General features: G+C 66.8%; 16 protein-coding genes. 11 read left to right on the top strand and 5 right to left on the bottom strand.

The genetic code is table 11. The annotated features are described in order from the left end of the window. Positions 1-38: 38 nt before the first annotated feature. Positions 39-932 (bottom strand): DMT family transporter, encoded by an 894-nt coding sequence (locus tag ACAW63_RS16090; protein ID WP_371226737.1) that lies wholly within the window; start codon positions 930-932, stop codon positions 39-41. A gap of 130 nt (positions 933-1,062) precedes the next feature. Between ACAW63_RS16090 and ACAW63_RS16085 the strand changes: the two genes are divergently transcribed. Beyond that, positions 1,063-1,500 (top strand): Lrp/AsnC family transcriptional regulator, encoded by a 438-nt coding sequence (locus tag ACAW63_RS16085; protein WP_371226735.1) that lies wholly within the window; start codon positions 1,063-1,065, stop codon positions 1,498-1,500. Between the two features lie 151 nt (positions 1,501-1,651). On the opposite strand, the gene ACAW63_RS16080 is transcribed toward ACAW63_RS16085, so the two are convergent. Next, positions 1,652-4,012 (bottom strand): DNA polymerase II, encoded by a 2,361-nt coding sequence (locus ACAW63_RS16080; RefSeq protein WP_371226733.1) that lies wholly within the window; start codon positions 4,010-4,012, stop codon positions 1,652-1,654. 150 nt (positions 4,013-4,162) lie between these two features. Between ACAW63_RS16080 and ACAW63_RS16075 the strand changes: the two genes are divergently transcribed. Further along, positions 4,163-5,317, top strand: coding sequence for a murein transglycosylase A (locus ACAW63_RS16075; protein ID WP_371226731.1), 1,155 nt, complete (start codon positions 4,163-4,165; stop codon positions 5,315-5,317). Positions 5,318-5,334: 17 nt separating this feature from the next. Here ACAW63_RS16075 and ACAW63_RS16070 read toward each other — a convergent pair whose 3' ends face one another. Beyond that, positions 5,335-6,297 (bottom strand): AraC family transcriptional regulator, encoded by a 963-nt coding sequence (locus tag ACAW63_RS16070; protein ID WP_371226729.1) that lies wholly within the window; start codon positions 6,295-6,297, stop codon positions 5,335-5,337. Between the two features lie 181 nt (positions 6,298-6,478). Between ACAW63_RS16070 and ACAW63_RS16065 the strand changes: the two genes are divergently transcribed. From ACAW63_RS16065 to ACAW63_RS16030, 8 genes are all read left to right on the top strand, one after another. Beyond that, entirely contained in the window at positions 6,479-7,405 is a 927-nt protein-coding gene (locus ACAW63_RS16065) for a bile acid:sodium symporter family protein (protein ID WP_275607565.1), read from the top strand. Continuing rightward, positions 7,402-8,145, top strand: coding sequence for a sulfite exporter TauE/SafE family protein (locus ACAW63_RS16060; protein ID WP_371226726.1), 744 nt, complete (start codon positions 7,402-7,404; stop codon positions 8,143-8,145). Before ACAW63_RS16065 ends, ACAW63_RS16060 begins: the two co-directional genes overlap by 4 nt. Next, positions 8,142-9,935, top strand: a complete 1,794-nt coding sequence (locus ACAW63_RS16055) for an amidohydrolase family protein (RefSeq protein ID WP_371226724.1) — start codon at positions 8,142-8,144, stop codon at positions 9,933-9,935. The genes ACAW63_RS16060 and ACAW63_RS16055 overlap by 4 nt, the downstream gene beginning before the upstream one ends. A gap of 202 nt (positions 9,936-10,137) precedes the next feature. Continuing rightward, complete coding sequence (locus tag ACAW63_RS16050) at positions 10,138-10,278, top strand: hypothetical protein (protein ID WP_275607568.1); 141 nt, start codon at positions 10,138-10,140, stop codon at positions 10,276-10,278. A gap of 140 nt (positions 10,279-10,418) precedes the next feature. Further along, positions 10,419-11,570: an MFS transporter gene (locus ACAW63_RS16045; RefSeq protein ID WP_371234688.1), complete on the top strand. Its 1,152-nt coding sequence runs from the start codon at positions 10,419-10,421 to the stop codon at positions 11,568-11,570. Positions 11,571-11,692: 122 nt separating this feature from the next. After that, complete coding sequence (locus ACAW63_RS16040) at positions 11,693-12,697, top strand: GlxA family transcriptional regulator (RefSeq protein ID WP_371226722.1); 1,005 nt, start codon at positions 11,693-11,695, stop codon at positions 12,695-12,697. 26 nt (positions 12,698-12,723) lie between these two features. Then, positions 12,724-12,966 carry a DUF1272 domain-containing protein gene (locus tag ACAW63_RS16035; protein WP_371226720.1) on the top strand — a complete coding sequence of 81 codons (243 nt, stop codon included), beginning with the start codon at positions 12,724-12,726 and terminating at the stop codon, positions 12,964-12,966. 9 nt (positions 12,967-12,975) lie between these two features. After that, positions 12,976-14,145 carry an MFS transporter gene (locus ACAW63_RS16030; RefSeq protein ID WP_371226718.1) on the top strand — a complete coding sequence of 390 codons (1,170 nt, stop codon included), beginning with the start codon at positions 12,976-12,978 and terminating at the stop codon, positions 14,143-14,145. A 252-nt stretch (positions 14,146-14,397) separates the two neighbouring features. Here ACAW63_RS16030 and nfuA read toward each other — a convergent pair whose 3' ends face one another. After that, a complete protein-coding gene (gene nfuA, locus ACAW63_RS16025) occupies positions 14,398-14,982 on the bottom strand; it encodes a Fe-S biogenesis protein NfuA (RefSeq protein WP_207885623.1) in 585 nt (194 codons plus the stop codon). Between the two features lie 182 nt (positions 14,983-15,164). Continuing rightward, a complete protein-coding gene (locus ACAW63_RS16020; protein ID WP_371234687.1) occupies positions 15,165-17,411 on the bottom strand; it encodes a fatty acid cis/trans isomerase in 2,247 nt (748 codons plus the stop codon). Between the two features lie 214 nt (positions 17,412-17,625). On the opposite strand from ACAW63_RS16020, the gene metH reads away from it, so the two are divergent. Next, positions 17,626-21,318: a methionine synthase gene (metH, locus tag ACAW63_RS16015; RefSeq protein WP_371226716.1), complete on the top strand. Its 3,693-nt coding sequence runs from the start codon at positions 17,626-17,628 to the stop codon at positions 21,316-21,318. Positions 21,319-21,323 lie beyond the last annotated feature (5 nt).

Genomic DNA, 21,323 nt, shown 5'->3' with positions numbered 1-21,323 from the left:
GGCGCAGGTTCCCGAGCATTGTCAGCCAAGCAGGGATTTCAGCGCCAGGCCAGCCGCCGCAGGTCGAAGCTCCAGCCCCGCTGCATGCCGGCGGCGGCCAGCAGGATGGCGACCACGCCAAGCCACTGCAGCGCCGTCAGGCGGTGGCCGAAGGCGAACCAGTCGACGAGGATCGCCGCGATCGGATAGATGAACGACAGCGCCCCAGTCAGCGCCGTCGGCAGCTTCTGGATGGCGCCGTAGAGCAGCACGTACATGATGCCGGTATGCACGATGCCCAGGGTCGCGAGGCTCGCCCAGGCGGTGCTGGCCTGTGGCAGCGGCGAGAGGTTGGCCCAGGGCGCCAGCAGCAGCACGCCGGTTACCGCCTGGATCAGCGCGATCAGGTGCGGCGGCACCCCGCTCAGGCGCTTGATGATCAGCGCCGCCAGCGCATACAGCGCCGCCGCACCGAGGGCCAGGGCGATACCACCGAGGTAGTCACTGCCCACCTGCCCTTCACCGCCATGCGCGCTGACGATGGCCAGCATGCCGAGGAAGGAAACGCCCAGCCAGGCCATCTTCTGTGCACTCAACCGCTCGCCGAGGAACAGCGCGCCCAGCAGCACCAGCAGAAACGGCTGTACGTTGTACACCGCCGTACCGATGGCGATGGACGCCCGCGAATAGGAACCGAACAACAGCACCCAGTTACCGACGATGGCCACGCCGCTGAGCAGCGCCAGGCCGAAGGTGGCGCGGGTGAGGATGCCCGGCCGCAGGAAGCCCATCAGGCCGCAGACCAGCAGCAGGGTCGCGGCGCCGAACACGCAGCGCCAGAACACCACATCCAGCACCGGTTGCCCGGAGATCACCACCAGCCAGCCGATGGTGCCGCAGATCAGCATGGCGCTGACCATTTCCAGGGTGCCGCGTCGAATCTGCTCGTTCATGGTTCACCTCCTTTGGTTGGCGCTCAGTATGAACGGGGGATTCGACGCACTCCATCGCCTAGCAGAGGCAAAACCCAAGGTTCACCTTTACTATCAAGGCAACTTCCGCCATTTACCTTTCGAGGCCACCATGACCGACGAAATCGACCAGTTGCTGATCGCCGCGCTGATGGAAGACTCCCGCCTCTCGCTCAAGGCCCTGGCCCAGGTCAGCGGCCTGAGCGCCCCCAGCGTGGCCGAACGGCTGCGCAAGCTGGAGGAACGCCAGGTGATCACCGGCTACACGGTGAACGTCGACCCGCGCGCCTTCGGCTACCAGTTGCAGGCCATCGTCCGCGTGCGGCCGCTGCCGGGGCGGCTGCAGGAGGTGGAGAAGCAGATCATGGCGATTCCCGAGTTCACCGAATGCGACAAGGTGACCGGCGAAGACTGCTTCTATGCGCGGCTGTGCGTGCGCTCGATGGAGCAGCTCGATGAGTTGCTGGATCACCTGAACGGCTTCGCCGAGACCAACACGGCGATCGTCAAGAAGACCCCGGTGAAGCGGCGGTTGCCGCCGATGGCTTAGGGCATAAATCGGAACTCTTTATCCGCCAGTCACATCCATGGCGGATTATGTTCCATGCGCCGAGTTGCTGTTTGTAGGGGGCGGCGCGCGGCTCTTCGTAGGACCTAGGGGGACGCCCAGTCCTTTCTCGCAAACGAATCTCCAGGCGGCCTCAGAACAACCCCATCTGCCGATCGATCAGCGAACTGAAATCATCCTCCACAAATGGCAGGATGGCATCGGCGATCGGCTGCAATTGCCGGCTGACGTAGTGGTCGTAGTCGATGGGCGAGCTGCGGGTCTCCAGCGGCTCCGGGCCGTTGACCGTGATCAGGTAGCTGATCCAGCCACCGTTCTGGTATTGGCGCGGACGCCCCTGGCGCTGGTTGAACTCATCGGCGATCCGCGCAGCGCGCACATGGGGCGGGACGTTGCGCTCGTAGTCACCCAGCTGCCGACGCAGGCGCTTGCGGAAGATCAGCAGCTCATCCTGCTCGCCGGCCAGGGTGCGGTTCACGTAGTCGCGGACGAACTCGCGGTACGGCTGGCGCTGGAAGATGCGCAGGTAAAGCTCCTGCTGGAACTGCTGGGCCAGCGGCGACCAGTCGGTGCGCACGGTTTCCAGTCCTTTGAAGACCATCTCGTCGCTGCCGTCGGCGCGCCGCACCAGGCCGGCATAGCGCTTCTTGCTGCCCTCCTCCGCGCCCCGGATCGTGGGCATGAGGAAACGCCGGAAGTGTCGCTCGAACTGAATCTCCAGCACACTTTCCAGTCCGTACTCCTCGCGCAGATGTTCACCCCACCACTGGTTGACGTGGCGCACCAGCGCGCGGCCGATCTCCGCCGCCTCGTCCTCACCATGGGCGCGGCCGAGCCAGACGAAGGTGGAGTCGGTGTCGCCGTAGATTACCCGATGCCCCTGCGCCTCGATCAGCTCGCGGGTACGGCGCATGATCTCGTGGCCGCGCAGGGTGATCGACGACGCCAGGCGCGGGTCGAAGAAGCGGCAGCCGCTGGAGCCGAGCACGCCGTAGAAGGCGTTCATGATGATCTTCAGGGCCTGGGACAGCGGCGCGTTGCCCTCGCGCTTGGCGGCGTCGCGGCCCTGCCAGACGCGCTCGACGATGGCCGGCAGGCAGTGTTGGGTGCGGGAGAAGCGCCCGCCACGGAAGCCGGGAATCGAGGCTTCATCGGAGGGATCGCTCAAGCCCTCCACCAGTCCCACCGGGTCGATCAGGAAGGTGCGGATGATAGAGGGGTACAGGCTCTTGTAGTCCAGCACCAGCACCGACTCGTAGAGCCCCGGCCGCGAGTCCATGACGAAGCCGCCGGGGCTGGCCTCCGGCGCCTTGCCGCCGAGGTTCGGCGCGACGTAGCCCAGGCGGTGCATCGGTGGCAGGTACAGGTGGGTGAAGGCCGCCACCGAGCCGCCGCTGCGGTCCGCCGGCAGGCCGGTGACGCTGGCGCGTTCGAGCAGGAAGTCGAGGATGCGGGTCTTGTCGAAGATGCGCGTGACCAGTTCGCAGTCCTTGAGGTTGTATTTCGCCAGCGCCGGCTTGTCCTCGGCGAAGCGGCGGTCGATCTCGGCCATGCGGTCGTAGGGGTTGTCGATCGACTTGCCTTCGCCCAGCAGATTCTGCGCGACGCTTTCCAGGCTGAACGAGGGGAAGCTCCAGAACGCCGAACGCAGCGCCTCGATGCCGTCGATGATCAGCCGCCCGGCCGCCGCGGCGAAGTAGTGGTTGCCGGAGGCATGCTGCCGCCAGCCCATCTCGTCGCCGCCGCGGCCCAGGCGCAGCGGGACGTCCAGGCGCTTGGCGTGTTCCTGCAGCACGCGCAGGTCGAACTGCACCAGGTTCCAGCCGATGATGGCGTCCGGGTCGTGCTCGGCCAGCCACTGGTTCAGGCGCTCCAGGATTTCCGCCCGGCTGTCGCAGTACTCCAGTTCGAAGTCGCGTTCGCCATCGACGCCATTGGCCGGGCCGAGCATGTAGACCTGACGCTGGCCGCAGCCTTCCAGGGCGATGGAATAAAGGTCGCCACGGATATTGGTTTCGATGTCCAGCGAGACCAGTTTCAGTTTCGGCCGATAGTCCGGCGCCGGGCGCAGTTGCGCTTCGGTGACGCTGCCGGTGTCGCCCGCCTTGCCGCTGAAGGTCACGGGCGCGGTGATGAAGCGCTCCATCAGGTAGCGCTCGGGCGGGCGGATGTCCGCCTCGAACACCTCGACGCCGGCCTCGCGCAGGCGCTTCTCCAGGTTCATCAGCTGGCGATGCTGCTGGCAATAGAGGCCCAGCACCGGGCGCTGCTGGAAGTCGCGCAGCCCCAGCGGGCGCAGCTCGGCGCCGCGCTCGCCGGCCAGCAGTTTCTCGGCGCGGGCGCGCTGCTCGGCCGGCACGAAGGCCACCGATGTCTGTGGCGGCAGTAGCACGTGCCGGGGGCCTTCTTCGGTGGCCAGCCAGAAGCCCACCTCGGTGCCTTCGGGCGTATCCCGCCAATGTCGGGTCAGGACGAAACCCTGCCTTGCCTCCACGCTCTAACCATCCGTCTGTCGAATCACGCCCCATTCTACCGGTCCGCCCGCGGATTCGTTGCAAGGCGTGTAAATCCGACCGATGCGTTTGACGCACGCCCCGCGTCTGCCCAAGCTAGCGGGCTTTCGTTTGCCTGCCAGGATTCGCCTGTGACCGTTTCGCCCCGCCACTGGACCCGCCCTCTCCTCGCCTCCCTCTGCATCGCCACCCTGCTTTCGGGCTGCGGCCTGTTCGGCAAAAAGCCCGAAGAAGCCAAGGCGCCGACCTATTCCAAGGCCGACTGGTCGGACCTGCCGAAAACCGCCGACAGCGACGTCGTGGAGGGCTTCAACGCCTGGCGCTCGGCCTGCGCGGTGCGCCTGAAGAAGGATGAAATCTGGGCTGCCACCTGCACCCAGGCGCTGGGTGTGCCCGCCTCGCCAGCCGCGATCCGCCAGTTCATGCAGGACCACCTGCAGCCCTACCAGCTGCGTGCAGGCAGTGGCAGCGAGACCGGCCTGATCACCGGCTACTACGAACCGGTCTACCGCGGCAGCCTGGAACGCAGTGCGCAGCACGGCGTACCGGTATACGGCGTGCCGTCCGACCTGGTGGTGGTGGCGCTGGACAGCGTCTACCCCGAACTCAAGGGCAAGCGCCTGCGCGGCAAGCTCGACGGCAATACCTTGAAGCCCTACGCGGATGCCGCCGGCATCCGTCGCGAAGGCGTCGACGCGCCGGTGCTGGCCTGGCTGGGCGACCCGATGGACCTGCAGTTCCTGCAGATCCAGGGCTCGGGCCGCATACAGCTGGACTCCGGGCGCCAGTTGCGCCTGGGCTACGCCGAGCAGAACGGCCGCCCCTACAAGCCGGTGGGCCGCTGGCTGGTGGAACAGGGTGAGCTGAGCAAGGACGAAGTGAGCATGCCGCGCATCCGCGACTGGGCCCGCGCCCACCCGCAGCGAGTCGACGAACTGCTGGCGAGCAATCCCAGCTACGTGTTCTTCAGCCAGCGCCCGGACAGCAACGAAGGTCCTCGCGGCTCGCTGAACGTGCCGCTGACCCCCGGCTACAGCGTGGCCATCGACCGCAAGGTAATCCCCCTGGGCAGCCTGATGTGGCTCTCCACCACCCGCCCCGACGGCGCGCCGGTAGTGCGCCCGGTGGCGGCGCAGGATACCGGCGGCGCGATCGTCGGCGAGGTACGCGCGGACCTGTTCTGGGGCACCGGCGATGCCGCCGGCGACCTGGCCGGGCACATGAAGCAGGAAGGCCAGCTGTGGCTGCTCTGGCCAAAGGGCGCGGAGCTGCCGGGGGCGTCCTGATCACCGGAGTCTGCTTTCTATAGGCCAGTCTGGCCCTGGCGGAACTGCCCCGGCGTCATCCCGCTCCAGCGGCGGAAGGCCTTGGCGAATGCGCTCTCATCGGAGAAGCCGAGCTTTTCTGCGACTTCGGCCAGGCGCGGCGACTCACGCAGCAACTGCTCGGCCATGCCGTGCAACACCTGCTCGCGCAGCAGCTTGAAGCTGGTGCCTTCGTCGGCCAGTTTGCGGTTGAGATGACGGCCACTGAGCGCCAGTTGTTCGGCGACCCGTTCCTTGCCCCAGCGCGGCTGCTGGCGCAGCAGGTGCTGCACCTGGGCCGCCAGGCTCTGCGCGCCCAGGCGCTGGAGTTGTGCGTCGGCCAGCGCGCGCAGGTGCTCACGCATCAGGGCGTTGGCCTGGATCAGCGGCACGTCGAGGTCCGCCAGGGTAAAGCCCAGGGCGTTCTCCGCTGCGGCAAATTCAACGGGGCAACCCAGCGCCTGATCGTAACGGGAACGCTCCGCCCGCGCCCGGTGCCCCAGCGTCAGGCGCGCCGGGGTCACCCGCTCGCCAGTGATCCAGCGGGTCAGGTGCACCAGGCTGGCCAGTGCTGCTTCCACCCGCTCCTCCCGCCGCACCTCGTAGCTGGGCCGATAGAGCAGAAGCACCCCGACGCCATCGCGCTCAAGCTGGAATTCGCTGCCCTCGGCGATGATCGGGTAGTACTCCAGCAAGGCTTCCAACGCCTCGCCGAAATGCTCGCAACTCATCAGCAGCGCGCCGACCATGTCCAGGTGGCCGACCTGCAGGGCACTGCCCAGGCGCAGCCCCACCAAGGGGTCGTCGGAGGCCGCGCACAGGCCCTCCCAGAACCGGTCCTGCATGGCCAGCGGGATGCGCGCCTCCACGGGCAGTTCGGTGGGCACCGGCAGGCCCAGGCGCTGTGCGGCCTGGAGGATGCCCTGGGCATAATGGACAGTGATCGAAGGGTTGTGGGGCATGGTCCCGAATTAACCGCGCGAAGTCTCGAAAGAGCCATTACCCAAGGGTAAGGGTTCCCTATGCTTGCCAATTACAACGATAAATACAAACAAGAGTCGCCTTGCATGCACGCCAACAACGAAGCCGCGCCCCGAGCGCCGGCCACTGCTTCGTCCGCCCCTGCTCGACAGGAGGCCGGCGATGCCTGACGTCCACCTCGAGTTCTCCGGCGGCTCGATGATCGCGCTGAACGCCATCATCGCCCTGATGATGTTCGGCGTATCGCTGGAACTGCGCCGCGACGACTTCACTCGCATCCTGCGCCAACCCAAGGCTCCGGTGATCGGCATGCTGGTGCAGTTCCTGCTGCTGCCCGCCGCCACCTGCCTGCTGACCATCGTTCTGCCTATCGATCCGGAACTGGCACTGGGCATGATCCTTGTCGCCACCTGCCCCAGCGGCACCTTCTCCAACATCATGACCTGGATGGCCCGCGGCAACGTCGCGGTGTCGGCCAGCGTCACCGCCGTGTCGGGCCTCAGCGCCGGGATCTTCACGCCGCTGAACTTTGCCCTCTATGCCGGCCTCAACCCGGCCACCCGCGAGCGCCTCACGCAAATCCACCTCGACCCGGTGGAGCTGGTCGGCATGGTGCTGCTGGTGCTGATCCTGCCGATGCTCGCCGGCATGGCCCTGGGCCGGCAGAAGCCACAACTGGCGCGCAGGCTGGAGAAGCCGCTGCGGCAGCTGTCGTTGCTGGTGATGCTCGGCTTCGTCGGCATGGCCTTCGCCAAGAACTTCCAGCAGTTCATCGGCTACTTCCACCTGTTCTTCTGGCTGGTGCTGCTGCTCAACGGCATGGCCCTGCTGCTCGGCTACACCTGCGCACGCCTGTGGAAGCTGCCGGACGCCGACGTGCGCGCCGTAACCCTGGAAAGCGGCATCCACAACTCGGCGCTGGGCATGGCGCTGATCCTCACCTTCTTCCCGCAGGCCGGCGGCATGCTGCTGATCGCGGCGTTCTGGGGCTGCTGGCAGCTGTTCTCCGGCCTCGTGCTGGCGCAGTGGTGGGCACGCCGCGAGCCGCGGGACGCGGCCCTCATCGCCGCCAGCGAGGGCAACCGGTGAACGCGCCCGCCATCGCCCTGGGCGGTTTCATCCTGCTGGCCTACACCCTGGAAGCCATCACGGGCTTCGGCAGCGTGGTGATCGCCCTCTCCCTCGGCGCGCTGCTGATGCCCATCGAGACGCTGCTGCCGATCCTGGTGCCGCTGAACATCGGCATGACCGGCTACCTGTGCTGGCGGCATCGGCGGCTGATCGACACAGGCCTGCTGCTGCGCACCGTGCTGCCGGGCATGCTGGTGGGCATGCTGGTCGGCTACTTGTTGCTGCCGCACCTGGACCCGCAGCCGCTCAAGCGCGGCCTGGGCGTACTGATCCTCTGGTTCGCCGGCCGCGAACTGTGGCGCCTGCGCGCCAGCGCACCGAAACGCGGCCATACGCCGACCTGGGTGGTGCGCCTGGCCACCGGCGCGGCGGGCATCTGTCATGGTCTGTTCGCCTCGGGCGGCCCGCTGCTGGTCTACGCCATGGCCAGCCGCCCGCTGGACAAGACCCGCCTGCGCGCCACCCTGGTCTGCGTCTGGTTCACCCTGAACGGGCTGCTGACCATCGCCTTCCTCCTCGACGGCCGCCTGCGCCCGGCGCTGCCCCAGGTGCTCGCCTACGCGCCCTTGCTGCTGCTCGGCGTATGGCTGGGCGAGCGCCTGCACCACCGTTTCGAGGAACGCCACTTCCGTCTCGCCATCCACTGCCTGCTGCTGGTCAGCGGCGTCCTGCTGCTGTCGCCCTGGAGTTTCCTGTGAGCTACGACATCATCATCAAGAACGGCCTGTACTTCGACGGCAGCGATGCCCCCGGCAGCCTGCGCCACGTCGGCATCAAGGACGGCCGCATCGACACCCTGAGCCTCAGCCCGCTGGACGAAAGCGGCTGCCCGGAAGTGATCGACGCCGCCGGCAAGTGGGTCACCCCCGGCTTCCTGGAAATCCACTCGCACTACGACGCCGAGGTGATCGCCGCGCCGGCGCTGAAGGAGTCGGTGCGCCACGGCGTGACCACCGTGTCGGTGGGCTCCTGCTCCATCAGCATGGTGCTGGGCGAGGCGGAAGACTGCTCCGACCTGTTCACCCGCGTCGAGGCCGTGCCGCGCGAGCAGGTGCTGCCGATCCTGCGCGAAAAGCGCACCTGGAAGGACGCCCGGGGCTACCGCGCCTTCTACGAGCAGCAGCCGTTGGGGCCGAACCTGTGTTCCTTCCTCGGCCACTCCGAACTGCGCGTGGCGGTGATGGGCCTGGAGCGCGCCATCAGCGGCGCCAAGCCCACCGAAGCGGAACTTGCGCGCATGGAGGAGCTGCTGGAGCAGGCGCTGGACGCCGGCTGCTTCGGCCTGTCGGTGATGACGACACGGCTGGACAAGATGGATGGCGACCGCGCCTGGTCCAGCCCGCTGCCTTCCACCTTCGCCAGCTGGAAGGAGTTCTCCCGGCTGTTCGCCGTACTGCGACGGCGCAACGCGCTGATGCAGGGCGCACCCAATGCGGTCACCAAGATCAACGTGTTCGCCTTCCTCTACCAGGCCCACGGCTGGTTCCGCCGCCCGCTCAAGTGCTCGATGCTCACCGCACTGGACCTGAAATCCCAGCCCTTCATGCACCGCATCACCCGCGCTTCCGGCTGGGTCGCCAACCGCGTGCTGCGCGGCCGGTATCGCTGGCAGACCCTGCCCGCGCCCTTCGTGGTGCGCATCGAGGGGCTGAACATGAATGGCTTCGAGGAGTTCGGCGCGGGTGAAGTGCTGCGCGACATCAAGGATCCGGACGAACTCTACACCCGCATCCAGGACCCGGCCTTCCGCGAGCGCTTCAAGAAGGACATCAAGGCCACCCTCAGCCTCGGCCTTTGGCACCGCAACCTGTCCGACTGCTGGGTGCGCGAATGCCCGGATGCGTCGCTGGTCGGGCGCAACTTCGAGGATATCGGCCGCGAGCGCGGCATGGACGCGGTGGACGCCTTCTTCGAGCTGGCCGGCCAGTACCGCAACGCGCTGAAGTGGACCACCTGCTACGGCAACCACCGCCCGCAGGTCATGCGCAAGCTGCTGGCCAGCCCCTGGACCCAGCCGGGCTTCGCCGATTCCGGCGCGCACCTGGCCTCCCACGCGCAGTACAACTTCCCGCTGCGCTTCCTCAAGTACGTGCGCGACGCCGAGCTGGCCGGCGAAGGCTTCATGGAGACCGGTCGCGCGGTGCACCGGCTGACCGGGGAACTGGCGGATTTCGCCGGGATCGATGCGGGTTACATCCGCGTGGGCGACCGCGCGGATCTGGTAGTGGTCAATCCCGCCGGCCTGACCGATGAGCTGGACGAGGTCAGCGAGGCGCCCATGGAAGGCCTTGGCCTGACGCGGCTGGTGAAGCGCAATGACGATGCGGTGGACGCTACGCTGATCAATGGGCGTGTGGCCTATCGGCGCGAAAACGGCTTCCCGGAAGCGCTGGGCAAGGAGCGTGGTTTCGGGTGCTTCCTGCCGGGGCGGGATGTACTGAGCCGGCCGCAGGAGGTTTCGGCGGGAGCGCCGGAATTCAGCCGATAGTGTCGGCGTGTTCGGTGGTTCGCGAGCAAGCTCGCTCCTACAAAGAGCGCGCATGCTCTGCCTGTAGGAGCTTGCTTGCGAACCTGATCGACGCCAGCCATGCCAGCGTTCAACGCAATACCACGCGGCCGGTCGAGATTGACGCCCCGGCGCGCACTCACTAGAGTGCGCGCCTTCCTACGTTCTCCGCTGTACCCGTACCATGTCCCCGATTCACCGTTGCGCCGACCCATTCTTCGCCCTGCTGCGAGAGCCCCCGCGCGTACGCAAAGTTGATACCGTGCTGCGCCGTCGCCGCAGCGTGCTGTTCGCCTTCACCTTCTCCCCTCCCGCTGGCTTCTGAGCCGGACGCCGCGCGCTTTCGCGCAGGCTTTTCCGCATTCCGATTCCGCTCACCGGCGCCGGCCGGCGGGCTCGTTCGCATGTGTTGGCCCCGCCGCTGGAACGCCGGGGCCGGAGAAGGTTTCCATGAACAATCCATCCCTGAACAAGCCACTGCTGGCGGTGCTGCTGTTTGCCGTCTCCATCGTCGGCCTGAGCCTGGGCGCCACCCTGCCGCTGGTGGCGCTGCGTCTGCTCGACAACGGCGCCAGCGCGCTGCAGATCGGCATCCTTTCGGCCGTGCCGGCAGCCGGCATGATCCTCGCCGCCACCCTGGTCGACCGCCTCTGCCAGCGGATGAGCCGGCGCCGCCTGTACCTGCTGTGCTTCGTGCTCTGCACCGCGAGCACTGCCGCCATCGAATTCAGCGGCCACTCCCTGTGGCTGCTGGGCGCGGCACGCCTGGCCCTGGGCGTCGGCATGGGCATCGCGATCATCCTCGGTGAAGCCTGGGTCAACGAGCTGTGCGGCGAGAACAATCGCGGCACCATAGTCGCGTTGTACGCCACCAGCTTCACCGCCTTCCAGCTGCTCGGCCCGACCCTGGTGGCCGTGCTCGGCGCGCAGACGCCCTGGGTGGTGCTGCTGGTCAGCGCCGGGCACCTGATCGCGCTCGCCACCGTGGCATTGGCGATGCCGGAGGAAGGCATCCACGAGCACGTCGAGGAACCGCGCAGCTTTTCCCTCGCCGGCTTCCTGCGGGTGGCACCGGCGCTGTGCATGGGCGTGCTGTTCTTCTCCTTCTTCGACAGCGTGGTGCTGTCGCTCTTCCCGGTCTACGCCTCCAGCCACGGCTACGCGGTGGGTATCGCCGCCTTCATGGCCACGGTGATCCTGCTCGGCGACATGATCTGCCAGTTGCCGCTGGGCTGGCTCTCCGACCGCCTGGACCGTCCCACCCTGCACCTGGCCTGCGGAGTGGCCGCCACGCTGATCGGCCTCGCCCTGCCCTGGCTGATCACCCAGCCTTCGTTGCTGTGGCCGGCGCTGATGCTGCTGGGCGCAGTGGCCGGCGGTGTCTACACCCTGGCCCTGGTGCTGATCGGCCAGCGTTTCCGTGGCCGCGACCTGGTCACCGCCAACGCCGCCGCCGGCATGCTCTGGGGCGTCGGCAGCCTGCTCGGCCCGCTGCTCAGCGGCAGCCTGATGGACCTCGGTCCGCAGGGCGTCCCAGTGGCCCTGGCGCTGGCGGCCGGGCTGTTCGTGGCCACCGCGGCGGCCTCGCTGCGGCGCACGGTGGCGCGGCACGCCTGACGGCAGGGTTTCTCTCAGGCCTGAGGCAACACAGGCAAAATGGCAAGATTTGTGCGATGACTGACATTGCAGCCAAGGTCAGCCACCGCCACACTCGTTCTATTACCTGAACGAGGCCCAGCATGGAATCGACGCGCCAGATCGCTTGCCTGATCTACCCCGAGGTCATGAGCCTGGACGTCACCGGGCCGCTGCAAGTGTTCGCCTCCGCCAATGTCGAGCGGCAGCGCCAGGGCCTGGCGCCCGCCTACGAATTGCTGGTGCTGGGCGAACAGCCCGGACCGGTGGCGACCTCCGCCGGGCTGCGCATCTGCGCCGATATGGCGTGGCGCGACATCGATCCGGCAACCCTGGATACCCTGCTGGTGCCCGGCGGGCTTGGCGTGGAGGCCCAGTGCCGGAATGCCGACCTGCTGCACTGGCTGGCCGCTGCCGAACCCCGGGTGCGCCGGCTCGGTTCGGTGTGTTCCGGCGCGCTGATCCTCGCCGCCTCCGGTGTGCTCGACGGACGCCCGGCCACCACCCACTGGGCCGACGTCGATACGCTATGCGCCGACTTCCCCGCAGTGCGGGTCCTGGGTGACCGCCTGCACACCTACGATCCGCAGCGGCGCGACGGTGACGATCACGTCTTCACCTCAGCCGGCGTCACCGCGGGCATCGACCTCGCCCTGGCGCTGGTGGAAGCCGATCTCGGTCGTGTGCTGGCGCTGGCGGTGGCACGGCGGCTGGTGATGTTTCTCAAGCGTCCCGGTGGACAGGCGCAGTTCAGCCACTGGCTGACCCCGGAGCCAAGCCGCACGCCGCGCCTGGCGGCGCTGCTGGAGTGGATTCCGGCCAACCTCGGGGCCGACCTTTCGCTGGAAGCCCTGGCCGAACAGGCCTGCATGAGCCCGCGCACGCTCTCGCGGGTGTTCATCAATGAACTGGGCATGGGCCCCGGCCGCTACGTCGAACGGGTGCGCCTGGAAGCGGCCCGCGCGCTGCTGCAGGACGCCCAGGCGTCGATCAGTACGGTGTCGCGACTCTGTGGTTTCGGCCATCCGGAAAACCTGCGCCGCACCTTCCACAAGCACCTGGCGATCAGCCCCCAGGAATACGCCGAGCGCTTCGGCCAGTTGCACTGACTCCAACCACTGCAAAGGACTTTGCCATGCTCGAACTTCGCCCCAGCTGCGAATGCTGCAACCGCGATCTGCCCGGCGACAGCGCCGATGCGCGCATCTGCAGCTTCGAATGCACCTTCTGCACCGACTGCGCCGAGCAGGTGCTGCACGGCCGCTGCCCGAACTGCGGCGGCGAACTGGTGCCGCGCCCACGCCGTCCGGCGGAGAAACTGGCGGCCAATCCGGCCTCCACCCAGCGGGTGCTCAAGCCCGCCGGCTGCCAGGGCTGAGGGCGCGCCATGCTGCTGCGCATCCCGGCGATCCGCCTGCTGTTCGCCAGCCAGGCGCTGTACTGGTCCTGCTCGCTGATCGGCATCACCCTTACCTCGCTGGTCGGCGCCCAGCTCACGCCGCTCAGCAGCCTGGCCACCCTGCCCTTGGCGATCCTGGTGCTGGGCAACCTGCTGGCGGTGCAACCGCTGTCGCTGTTCATGCAACGCCATGGCCGCCGTCGCGGCCTGCTGCTGGGAGCTGCCTGCGGCGTGCTCGGCGGGCTGCTTTGTGCGCTGGGCGTCTGGCTGGCGGACTTCCTGCTGTTCTGCCTCGGTGCGCTGCCGATTGGCGCTTATCAGGCGTCGGCCATGTATTACCGCTTCGCCGCGCTGGAAGCGGTGGACGAGACCCACAAGGGTCGCGCCACGGCCTATGTAATCGGCGGCGGCGTGCTGGCCGCGTTGCTCGCGCCGAGTCTGGCGCTGTGGTCGCGCAACGCGCTGCCGGCGCCCTTCGTGGGCTCCTACCTGGCGATCGCCGGGCTGGCGTTGCTGGCCATCGCCGTGCTCAGCCGGCTGCCGGAAGGCGCGGCGCCCGCACCGTCCACCGGTGGCTGGAAGGTGATGCGCGGCTTGCTGTCCCGTCCGGCGATCCGCGCGGCCATGGCCTGTACCGCCGCCGGCCACGGGCTGATGATCCTGATCATGAACGCTACGCCGCTGGCCATGAGCTTCTGCGGGTTGCCGCTGGAGCACTCGGTCAGCGTGATCCAGTGGCACGTGCTGGGCATGTTCCTCCCCGCCTTCGTCGCCGGCCCGCTGGTGGACCGGCTTGGCGGGCGCCGCGTGGCCTGGCTGGGCATGGTAGTGCTGGCGGTAAGCGCGGCGGTGGCGCTGAGCGGGCAGTCGGTGGCGCAGTTCCTGGCCAGCTCGCTGCTGCTGGGCATGGGCTGGAACCTGATGCTGATCGCCGGCACCACCCTGCTCGCCTTCGGCCATTCCCCCCAGGAGCGTGGCCATGCGCAGGGCCTGATGGAACTGGGCAACGGCAGCCTGGCGGCGCTGATGTCCTTCAGCTCCGGCGCGCTGATCACCAGCATCGGCTGGAACGCGGTGAACCTGCTGGTGTGGCCGGTGCTGCTGATGGCGCTAGTGATGCTCTGGTCGGGGCGCAAGGAGTTGGCGGTCAACCTGTGAAGCACGGCGCGCGCCGGGTGGATTTCGCGGATAAGATCCGCTTGTATGGCGATCCCCGGAAAGCATGGTGCGTGGCGCGATGCCCGCTCTCGTAGGAGCGGATTCTATCCGCGATCAGGCCAGCGAGGTTCGCGAGCAAGCTCGCTCCTACGAAGAGCACCGGGGCCGACCTGCAGGAGCGAGCTTGCTCGCGAACCATGCCCAAACGAAAAAGGCGACCGAAGGTCGCCTTTTCGCTGCTCGATCGCCGACTCAGTAGTAGGCGTTCTCGCGGTTGCTGTGGTCGGTGACGTCACGCACGCCCTTCAGCTCCGGAATGCGCTCGATCAGAGTCTTCTCGACACCGTCCTTCAGCGTCATCTCGACCGCGCCGCAGCCCTGGCAACCACCGCCGAAACGCAGCACGGCGATGTTGTCCTCGACCACGTCCACCAGGCTCACCTGGCCGCCGTGGCTGGCCAGCCCCGGGTTGATCTCGGTCTGCAGGTAGTAGTTGATGCGCTCGGTGAGCGGGCTGTCCTCGTTGACCATCGGCACCTTGGCGTTGGGCGCCTTGATGGTCAGCTGGCCGCCCATGCGGTCGGTGGCGTAATCGACGATGGCGTCTTCCAGGAAGGGCTCGCTGATGGCGTCGATGTAGGCGGTGAAGTCCTTCAGGCCGACCGGGGTGTCTTCCGGCTTCTGCTCACCCGGCTTGCAGTAGGCGATGCAGGTTTCGGCGTAGGTGGTTCCCGGCTGGGTGATGAAGATGCGAATGCCGATGCCGGGGGTGTCCTGCTTGGACAGCAGTTCGGCCAGGTAATCCTGTGCGGCTTCGGTGATGGTAATAGCGCTCATGGCAACTCCTCGCAAACGTGGCGCCAGTTTACGCCATTCGGGGGTGAGGTAGAAAGCCCTACTGATTTAGTAGGAATAATTCGCAGCTGGGACAGTGCGCCTTTGTAGGAGCGAGCTTGCTCGCGAACCAGACTCCGCTGCGAAGCCGTTCGCGAGCAAGCTCACTCCTACAAGGGATGGCGTCACAGGTTCTCGTAGCGGTTCATGTCGAGAATCCCCGCCTCCACCGGCTCAGTCTCGCGAATGTAGGCGTCCAGGTCGTGGAAGTAGAACCAGAACTGCGGATGGCTGCGGCGGATGCCCCAGCGGTCCACGACCTTGTCGAATCCGGCCTGGTCCCTGACCTGCTCCAGCGCACTGACGAAATCCCCCACGTCGCCCGACTTCAGGTCGAACATGAAGTTCGGGTAGCTGGAGAGCACGCCCGGGTAGATGGTCAGGGTGTCCAGCCCCGGCTGGTAGCGCAGCGACTCGCCCGCGATGAAGGCGACGTTGCTGTGGGCGCGGTTGCGCAGCACGGTGTAGATCTCGCGCTGGCCATCGGGCAGTTCCACCCGCAGCATGGTCGCCTCGGGGAAATAGTCGATCACCGGGAGCCCCGCCGCCGGACGGCTGACCAGACGGCTGAAGGCCTGCTCGGCGTCCTGCAGCGGCGCGGCGACATTGTTGCGGTAGCAGGCGCCGTCCTCGCACATGTTGATAGGGTCGGGCCGCGCGTTGAGTGCCACGTAACGCTTGAGCAGTTGCTGGGCGAAGGCGTTCTTGGCGCCCTTTTCCGGCAGGAACAGCCCGGTCGGCGCGTCGCTGTCGTTGCTGTAGTAGTCGGCCCACATCTTGAGCCTGCCGCTGTTCTGGTACCAGTCGTCCAGCAGCGGCTTGCGCGCGGCCACCGGCATCAGGCGCAGGAAGTTCTGCTCGGCGCCGTTGCGGATCAGGTCGAAATACAGCCGCGTCTGCGCCTGGTGCGCGACGTTGCCGTAGACGTCGAAGTTGACCACCAGCCCGTAGTAGGTGCGCTCGAACAGCGGGTAGTCCAGCCACCAGATGGTCTGCGGAATGCCGCCGATCAGGCCTTTGCGCACCGAGGCGCTGTCGTACTGGCGGAAAATGCTGAGCACGGCGTTGTCGTTGCCGGCCCAGATATCGGCCCAGGTCGGTGCCGGCGAATCGTCATAGACGTCCTGGCGCAGCTCCTCGTAGGCGTTGCGCTTGTCGCGATAGGCACGCCATTGCGACAGCATCGCGCCCATCTCATCGATCTGTCCCGGCAGCGCCAGCAGCGGCGAGGCCTGGGCGCGGAAATCCGGATCGGTGACGTAGAGGTCGTGCTGCGGATCCTGGAACAGTGCCCAGAAGTTGTCGCGGATCACGTCGGTGGCGATCTGCCCACGACACACCGGTCCACGGATGAAGGTCCGGACGAAGTACTCGGCGTTGTCCAGCATGAACTGGTAGCGCGCCTGCGGCGGGATCGCGGCGAAGGTCTCGAACGGATTGGCGCGGTGCTGCAGGCCATAGCCGGGCACCCTGTCGGTGTCCCAGTCGCTGCCATAGAACAGCTCCTGGGTGCGCGCCAGCTTGGCTGGATTGAGTGGGTAGGTGATGTGCGTCTTGTGCACGATCACCCCCTGGATCGGCCAGAGCCGGTAGTAGAAGTTGTTACCCGGATCGTCGTTCGGCCGACGGGTGGCGATCGGGTCGATCGGCTGGCCACTGGGCGTGCGCGAGCGCACCAGCTGGAAGAAATGTCCGTCCTGGCCGTTCTCGGTGAAGTACAGGTGAGCCAGGAACAGGTGCTCGTAGAGCCAGCGCGAGACCAGACTCTGGCGCGCGCCCGGCTGGTTCAGGAAGCGCTCCCAGTCGGCGATCTGCCCGGTTTCAGCGGAGCTCGGCTGCCAGGCCTGTTCGTCCACCGGCGCGCCCTGGGCCAGCCAGGTCTTGATGGTCGAGAGCTGCCTGTCGGTCAGGCCGGTGACGGCGAACGGCATGCCGCTGCGCGGGTTCTTGCGCACGAAGTCATCGATGCTGTCGGGCGTCGGGCACTGGTTGGTGCGGCTGATCGACAGGTCCAGCCCGTCCGCAATCTTCTCGTTGGGCGCCAATGGATGCTGATGGCCCAGGTCGATCATCCGCGCCATCAGCGCGGCCTGGCTCCCACGGCCATCGAGCACCGACCAGAAGTCCTTGCGCCGCCAGGCATCCGCGCCGTGGGCGTCGAGGAACAAGCGGGTAGTGTCCGCCGCCCTGGTCCGCGCGCCGTCGTACACCGGCAGCTTGTTGGCCCCACGCTGCGCGCCCTCGGCGGCGGTCAGGTTGAGCTGGCACGGCGAGTCGTAGCAGGCGTGGCAGGCCACGCACTTCTCGGTGAAGATCGGCTGGATGTCCTTGGTGTAGGACAGACCCGCGGCCTGGGAAAGCGCGGAAAGCATCAGGGATGCGATGAACAACGTGAAGCGTGCTCGCCGGGACATGTAGGGCTCCAGACCTTCGGAATGGGCGGATTCTAGCGGGAACGCTGCCGCGGCGCTGCCTATCCAAAGGCAGAACATGAGTAATTTTCATGCAAATCTCCGCAAGCTCAAATTTTCTACAGCTTTGTTATCATCAGCGACCCATTGTCACGCCTCCTTCTAGGTACCTCCGATGTCCGATCGCGCCGCCCGCCTGCAAGCCCTCCAGCAAGCCCTCAAGGAGCGCATCCTGATCCTCGACGGCGGCATGGGCACCATGATCCAGAGCTACAAGCTGCAGGAGGAGGATTACCGCGGCACCCGCTTCGCCGACTGGCCGAGCGACGTGAAGGGCAACAACGACCTGCTGCTGCTCAGCCGCCCGGACGTGATCCAGGCCATCGAGAAGGCCTACCTGGACGCCGGCGCGGACATCCTCGAGACCAACACCTTCAATGCCACCCGCGTGTCCCAGGCCGACTACGGCATGGAAGAGCTGGTCTACGAGTTGAACGTGGAAGGTGCGCGACTGGCCCGGGAAGTGGCCGACGCCAAGACCGCCGAGAACCCGACCAAGCCGCGCTTCGTCGCCGGCGTGCTCGGCCCGACCAGCCGCACCTGCTCGATCTCCCCGGACGTCAACGACCCCGGTTTCCGCAACGTCACCTTCGACGAGCTGGTGGAGAACTACAGCGAAGCCACCCGTGGCCTGATCGAGGGCGGCGCCGACCTGATCCTGATCGAGACCATCTTCGACACCCTCAATGCCAAGGCGGCGATTTTCGCCGTGCAGGGCGTCTACGAAGAGCTGGGCGTCGAGCTGCCGATCATGATCTCCGGCACCATCACCGACGCCTCCGGCCGCACCCTGTCCGGCCAGACCACCGAAGCCTTCTGGAACTCGGTGCGCCACGCCAACCCGATCTCCGTCGGCCTGAACTGCGCCCTGGGCGCGAAAGAGCTGCGCCCCTACCTGGAAGAACTGGCCACCAAGGCCGGCACCCACGTTTCCGCGCACCCCAACGCCGGCCTGCCCAACGCCTTTGGCGAGTACGACGAGTCCCCGGCGCAGATGGCTGAAGTGGTCGAGGAATTCGCCGCGTCGGGCTTCCTCAACATCATCGGCGGCTGCTGCGGTACCACCCCGCCGCACATCGAGGCCATCGCCAAGGCCGTGGCCAAGTACGCGCCGCGCGCGATCCCCGAGATTCCCCGCGCCTGCCGCCTGTCCGGCCTGGAACCCTTCACCATCGACCGCAGTTCGCTGTTCGTGAACGTCGGCGAGCGCACCAACATCACCGGTTCGGCGAAGTTCGCCCGGCTGATCCGCGAGGAAAACTACGCCGAAGCGCTGGAAGTGGCGCAGCAGCAGGTGGAAGCCGGCGCCCAGGTGATCGACATCAACATGGACGAAGGCATGCTGGATTCGAAGGCGGCCATGGTCACCTTCCTCAACCTGATCGCCTCCGAACCGGACATTTCCCGCGTGCCGATCATGATCGACTCCTCCAAGTGGGAAGTGATCGAAGCGGGCCTCAAGTGCATCCAGGGCAAGGGCATCGTCAACTCCATCTCCATGAAGGAAGGCGTCGAGCAGTTCAAGCACCACGCCCGCCTGTGCAAGCGCTACGGCGCCGCCGTGGTGGTGATGGCCTTCGACGAAGCCGGCCAGGCCGACACCCAGGCGCGCAAGGAAGAAATCTGCCAGCGCTCCTACGACATCCTGGTCAACGAAGTGGGCTTCCCGCCGGAAGACATCATCTTCGACCCGAACATCTTCGCGGTCGCCACCGGCATCGAGGAGCACAACAACTACGCGGTCGACTTCATCAATGCCTGCGCCTACATCCGCGACAACCTCCCCTACGCGCTGAGCTCGGGCGGGGTGTCCAACGTGTCGTTCTCGTTCCGCGGCAACAACCCGGTGCGCGAGGCGATCCACTCGGTATTCCTCTACTACGCCATCCAGAACGGCCTCACCATGGGCATCGTCAACGCCGGCCAGCTGGAGATCTACGACGAGATCCCCAAGGAACTGCGCGACAAGGTCGAGGACGTGGTGCTCAACCGCAGCCCGGACGCCACCGAGGCGCTGCTCGCCATCGCCGACAACTACAAGGGCGGCGGCGCGACCAAGGAAGTGGAAGACGAGGAGTGGCGCAGCCATAGCGTCGAGAAACGCCTGGAGCACGCACTGGTCAAGGGCATCACCACTTACATCGTCGAAGACACCGAGGAGTGCCGGCAGAAGTGCGCGCGCCCCATCGAGGTCATCGAAGGCCCGCTGATGTCCGGCATGAACGTGGTCGGCGACCTGTTCGGCGCCGGCAAGATGTTCCTCCCGCAGGTGGTGAAATCCGCCCGTGTGATGAAGCAGGCGGTAGCCCACCTGATCCCCTTCATCGAGGCGGAGAAAGGCGACAAGCCCGAGGCCAAGGGCAAGATCCTCATGGCCACGGTGAAGGGCGACGTGCACGACATCGGCAAGAACATCGTCGGCGTGGTGCTGGGCTGCAACGGCTACGACATCGTCGACCTGGGCGTGATGGTCCCGGCCGAGAAGATCCTGCAGACCGCCCGCGAGCAGAAGTGCGACATCATCGGCCTGTCCGGCCTGATCACCCCGTCGCTGGACGAGATGGTCCACGTCGCCAAGGAAATGCAGCGGCAGAACTTCAGCTTGCCTTTGCTGATCGGCGGCGCCACCACCTCCAAGGCGCACACCGCGGTGAAGATCGACCCGCAGTACAGCAACGACGCGGTGGTCTACGTCACCGACGCCTCCCGCGCGGTGGGCGTGGCCACCACCCTGCTGTCCAGGGAAATGAAGCCCGAGTACACCCGCAAGCTGCGCGAGGAGTACGCGGAGGTTCGCGAGCGCACCGCCAACCGCAGCGCGCGCACCGAGCGCCTGAGCTACGAACAGGCCATCGCCGCCAAGCCGCAGTTCGACTGGGCCGGCTACCAGCCGCCGGTGCCGAGCTTCACCGGCGTGAAGGTGCTGGATGACATCGACCTCAATGTACTGGCCGAGTACATCGACTGGACGCCCTTCTTCATTTCCTGGGACCTGGCCGGCAAGTACCCGCGCATCCTCACCGACGAAGTCGTGGGCGAAGCGGCCACCAGCCTGTTCAACGACGCCCAGGCCATGCTGAAGAAGCTGATCGACGAGAAGCTCATTCGCGCCAAGGCAGTCTTCGGCTTCTGGCCGGCCAACCAGGTGCACCACGACGACCTGGAAGTCTACGGCGACGACGGCCACACGCTGGCCACCCTGCACCATCTGCGCCAGCAGACCATCAAGACCGACGGCAAGCCGAACTTCAGCCTGGCCGACTTCGTCGCACCGAAGGACAGCGGTCTGACCGACTACGTGGGCGGCTTCATCACCACCGCCGGCATCGGCGCCGAAGAAGTGGCCAAGGCCTACGAGGCCAAGGGCGACGACTACAGCGCGATCATGGTCAAGGCCCTCGCCGACCGCCTCGCCGAAGCCTGCGCCGAGTGGCTGCACGAGCGCGTGCGCAAGGAGTACTGGGGCTACCAGCCGGACGAGCACCTCAGCAACGAGGCGCTGATCAAGGAGCAGTACGTCGGCATCCGCCCGGCGCCCGGCTACCCGGCCTGCCCGGACCACACCGAGAAAGGCACGCTGTTCAAGCTGCTCGACCCGAAAGGCCTGTCCGGCGTGACCCTGACCGAGCACTTCGCCATGTTCCCCGCCGCCGCCGTCAGCGGCTGGTACTTCGCCCACCCGCAGGCGCAGTACTTCGCCGTGGGCAAGCTCGACAAGGACCAGATCGAACGCTACAGCGCTCGCAAGAACCAGGAAGTCAGCACCAGCGAGCGCTGGCTGTCGCCGAACCTGGGTTACGACGCGTAAGGCGA

The organism is Pseudomonas sp. QE6, assembly GCF_041379005.1.
In the GTDB taxonomy this organism is placed as follows: domain Bacteria; phylum Pseudomonadota; class Gammaproteobacteria; order Pseudomonadales; family Pseudomonadaceae; genus Pseudomonas.
This window is presented reverse-complemented; position numbering and strand designations above follow the sequence as displayed.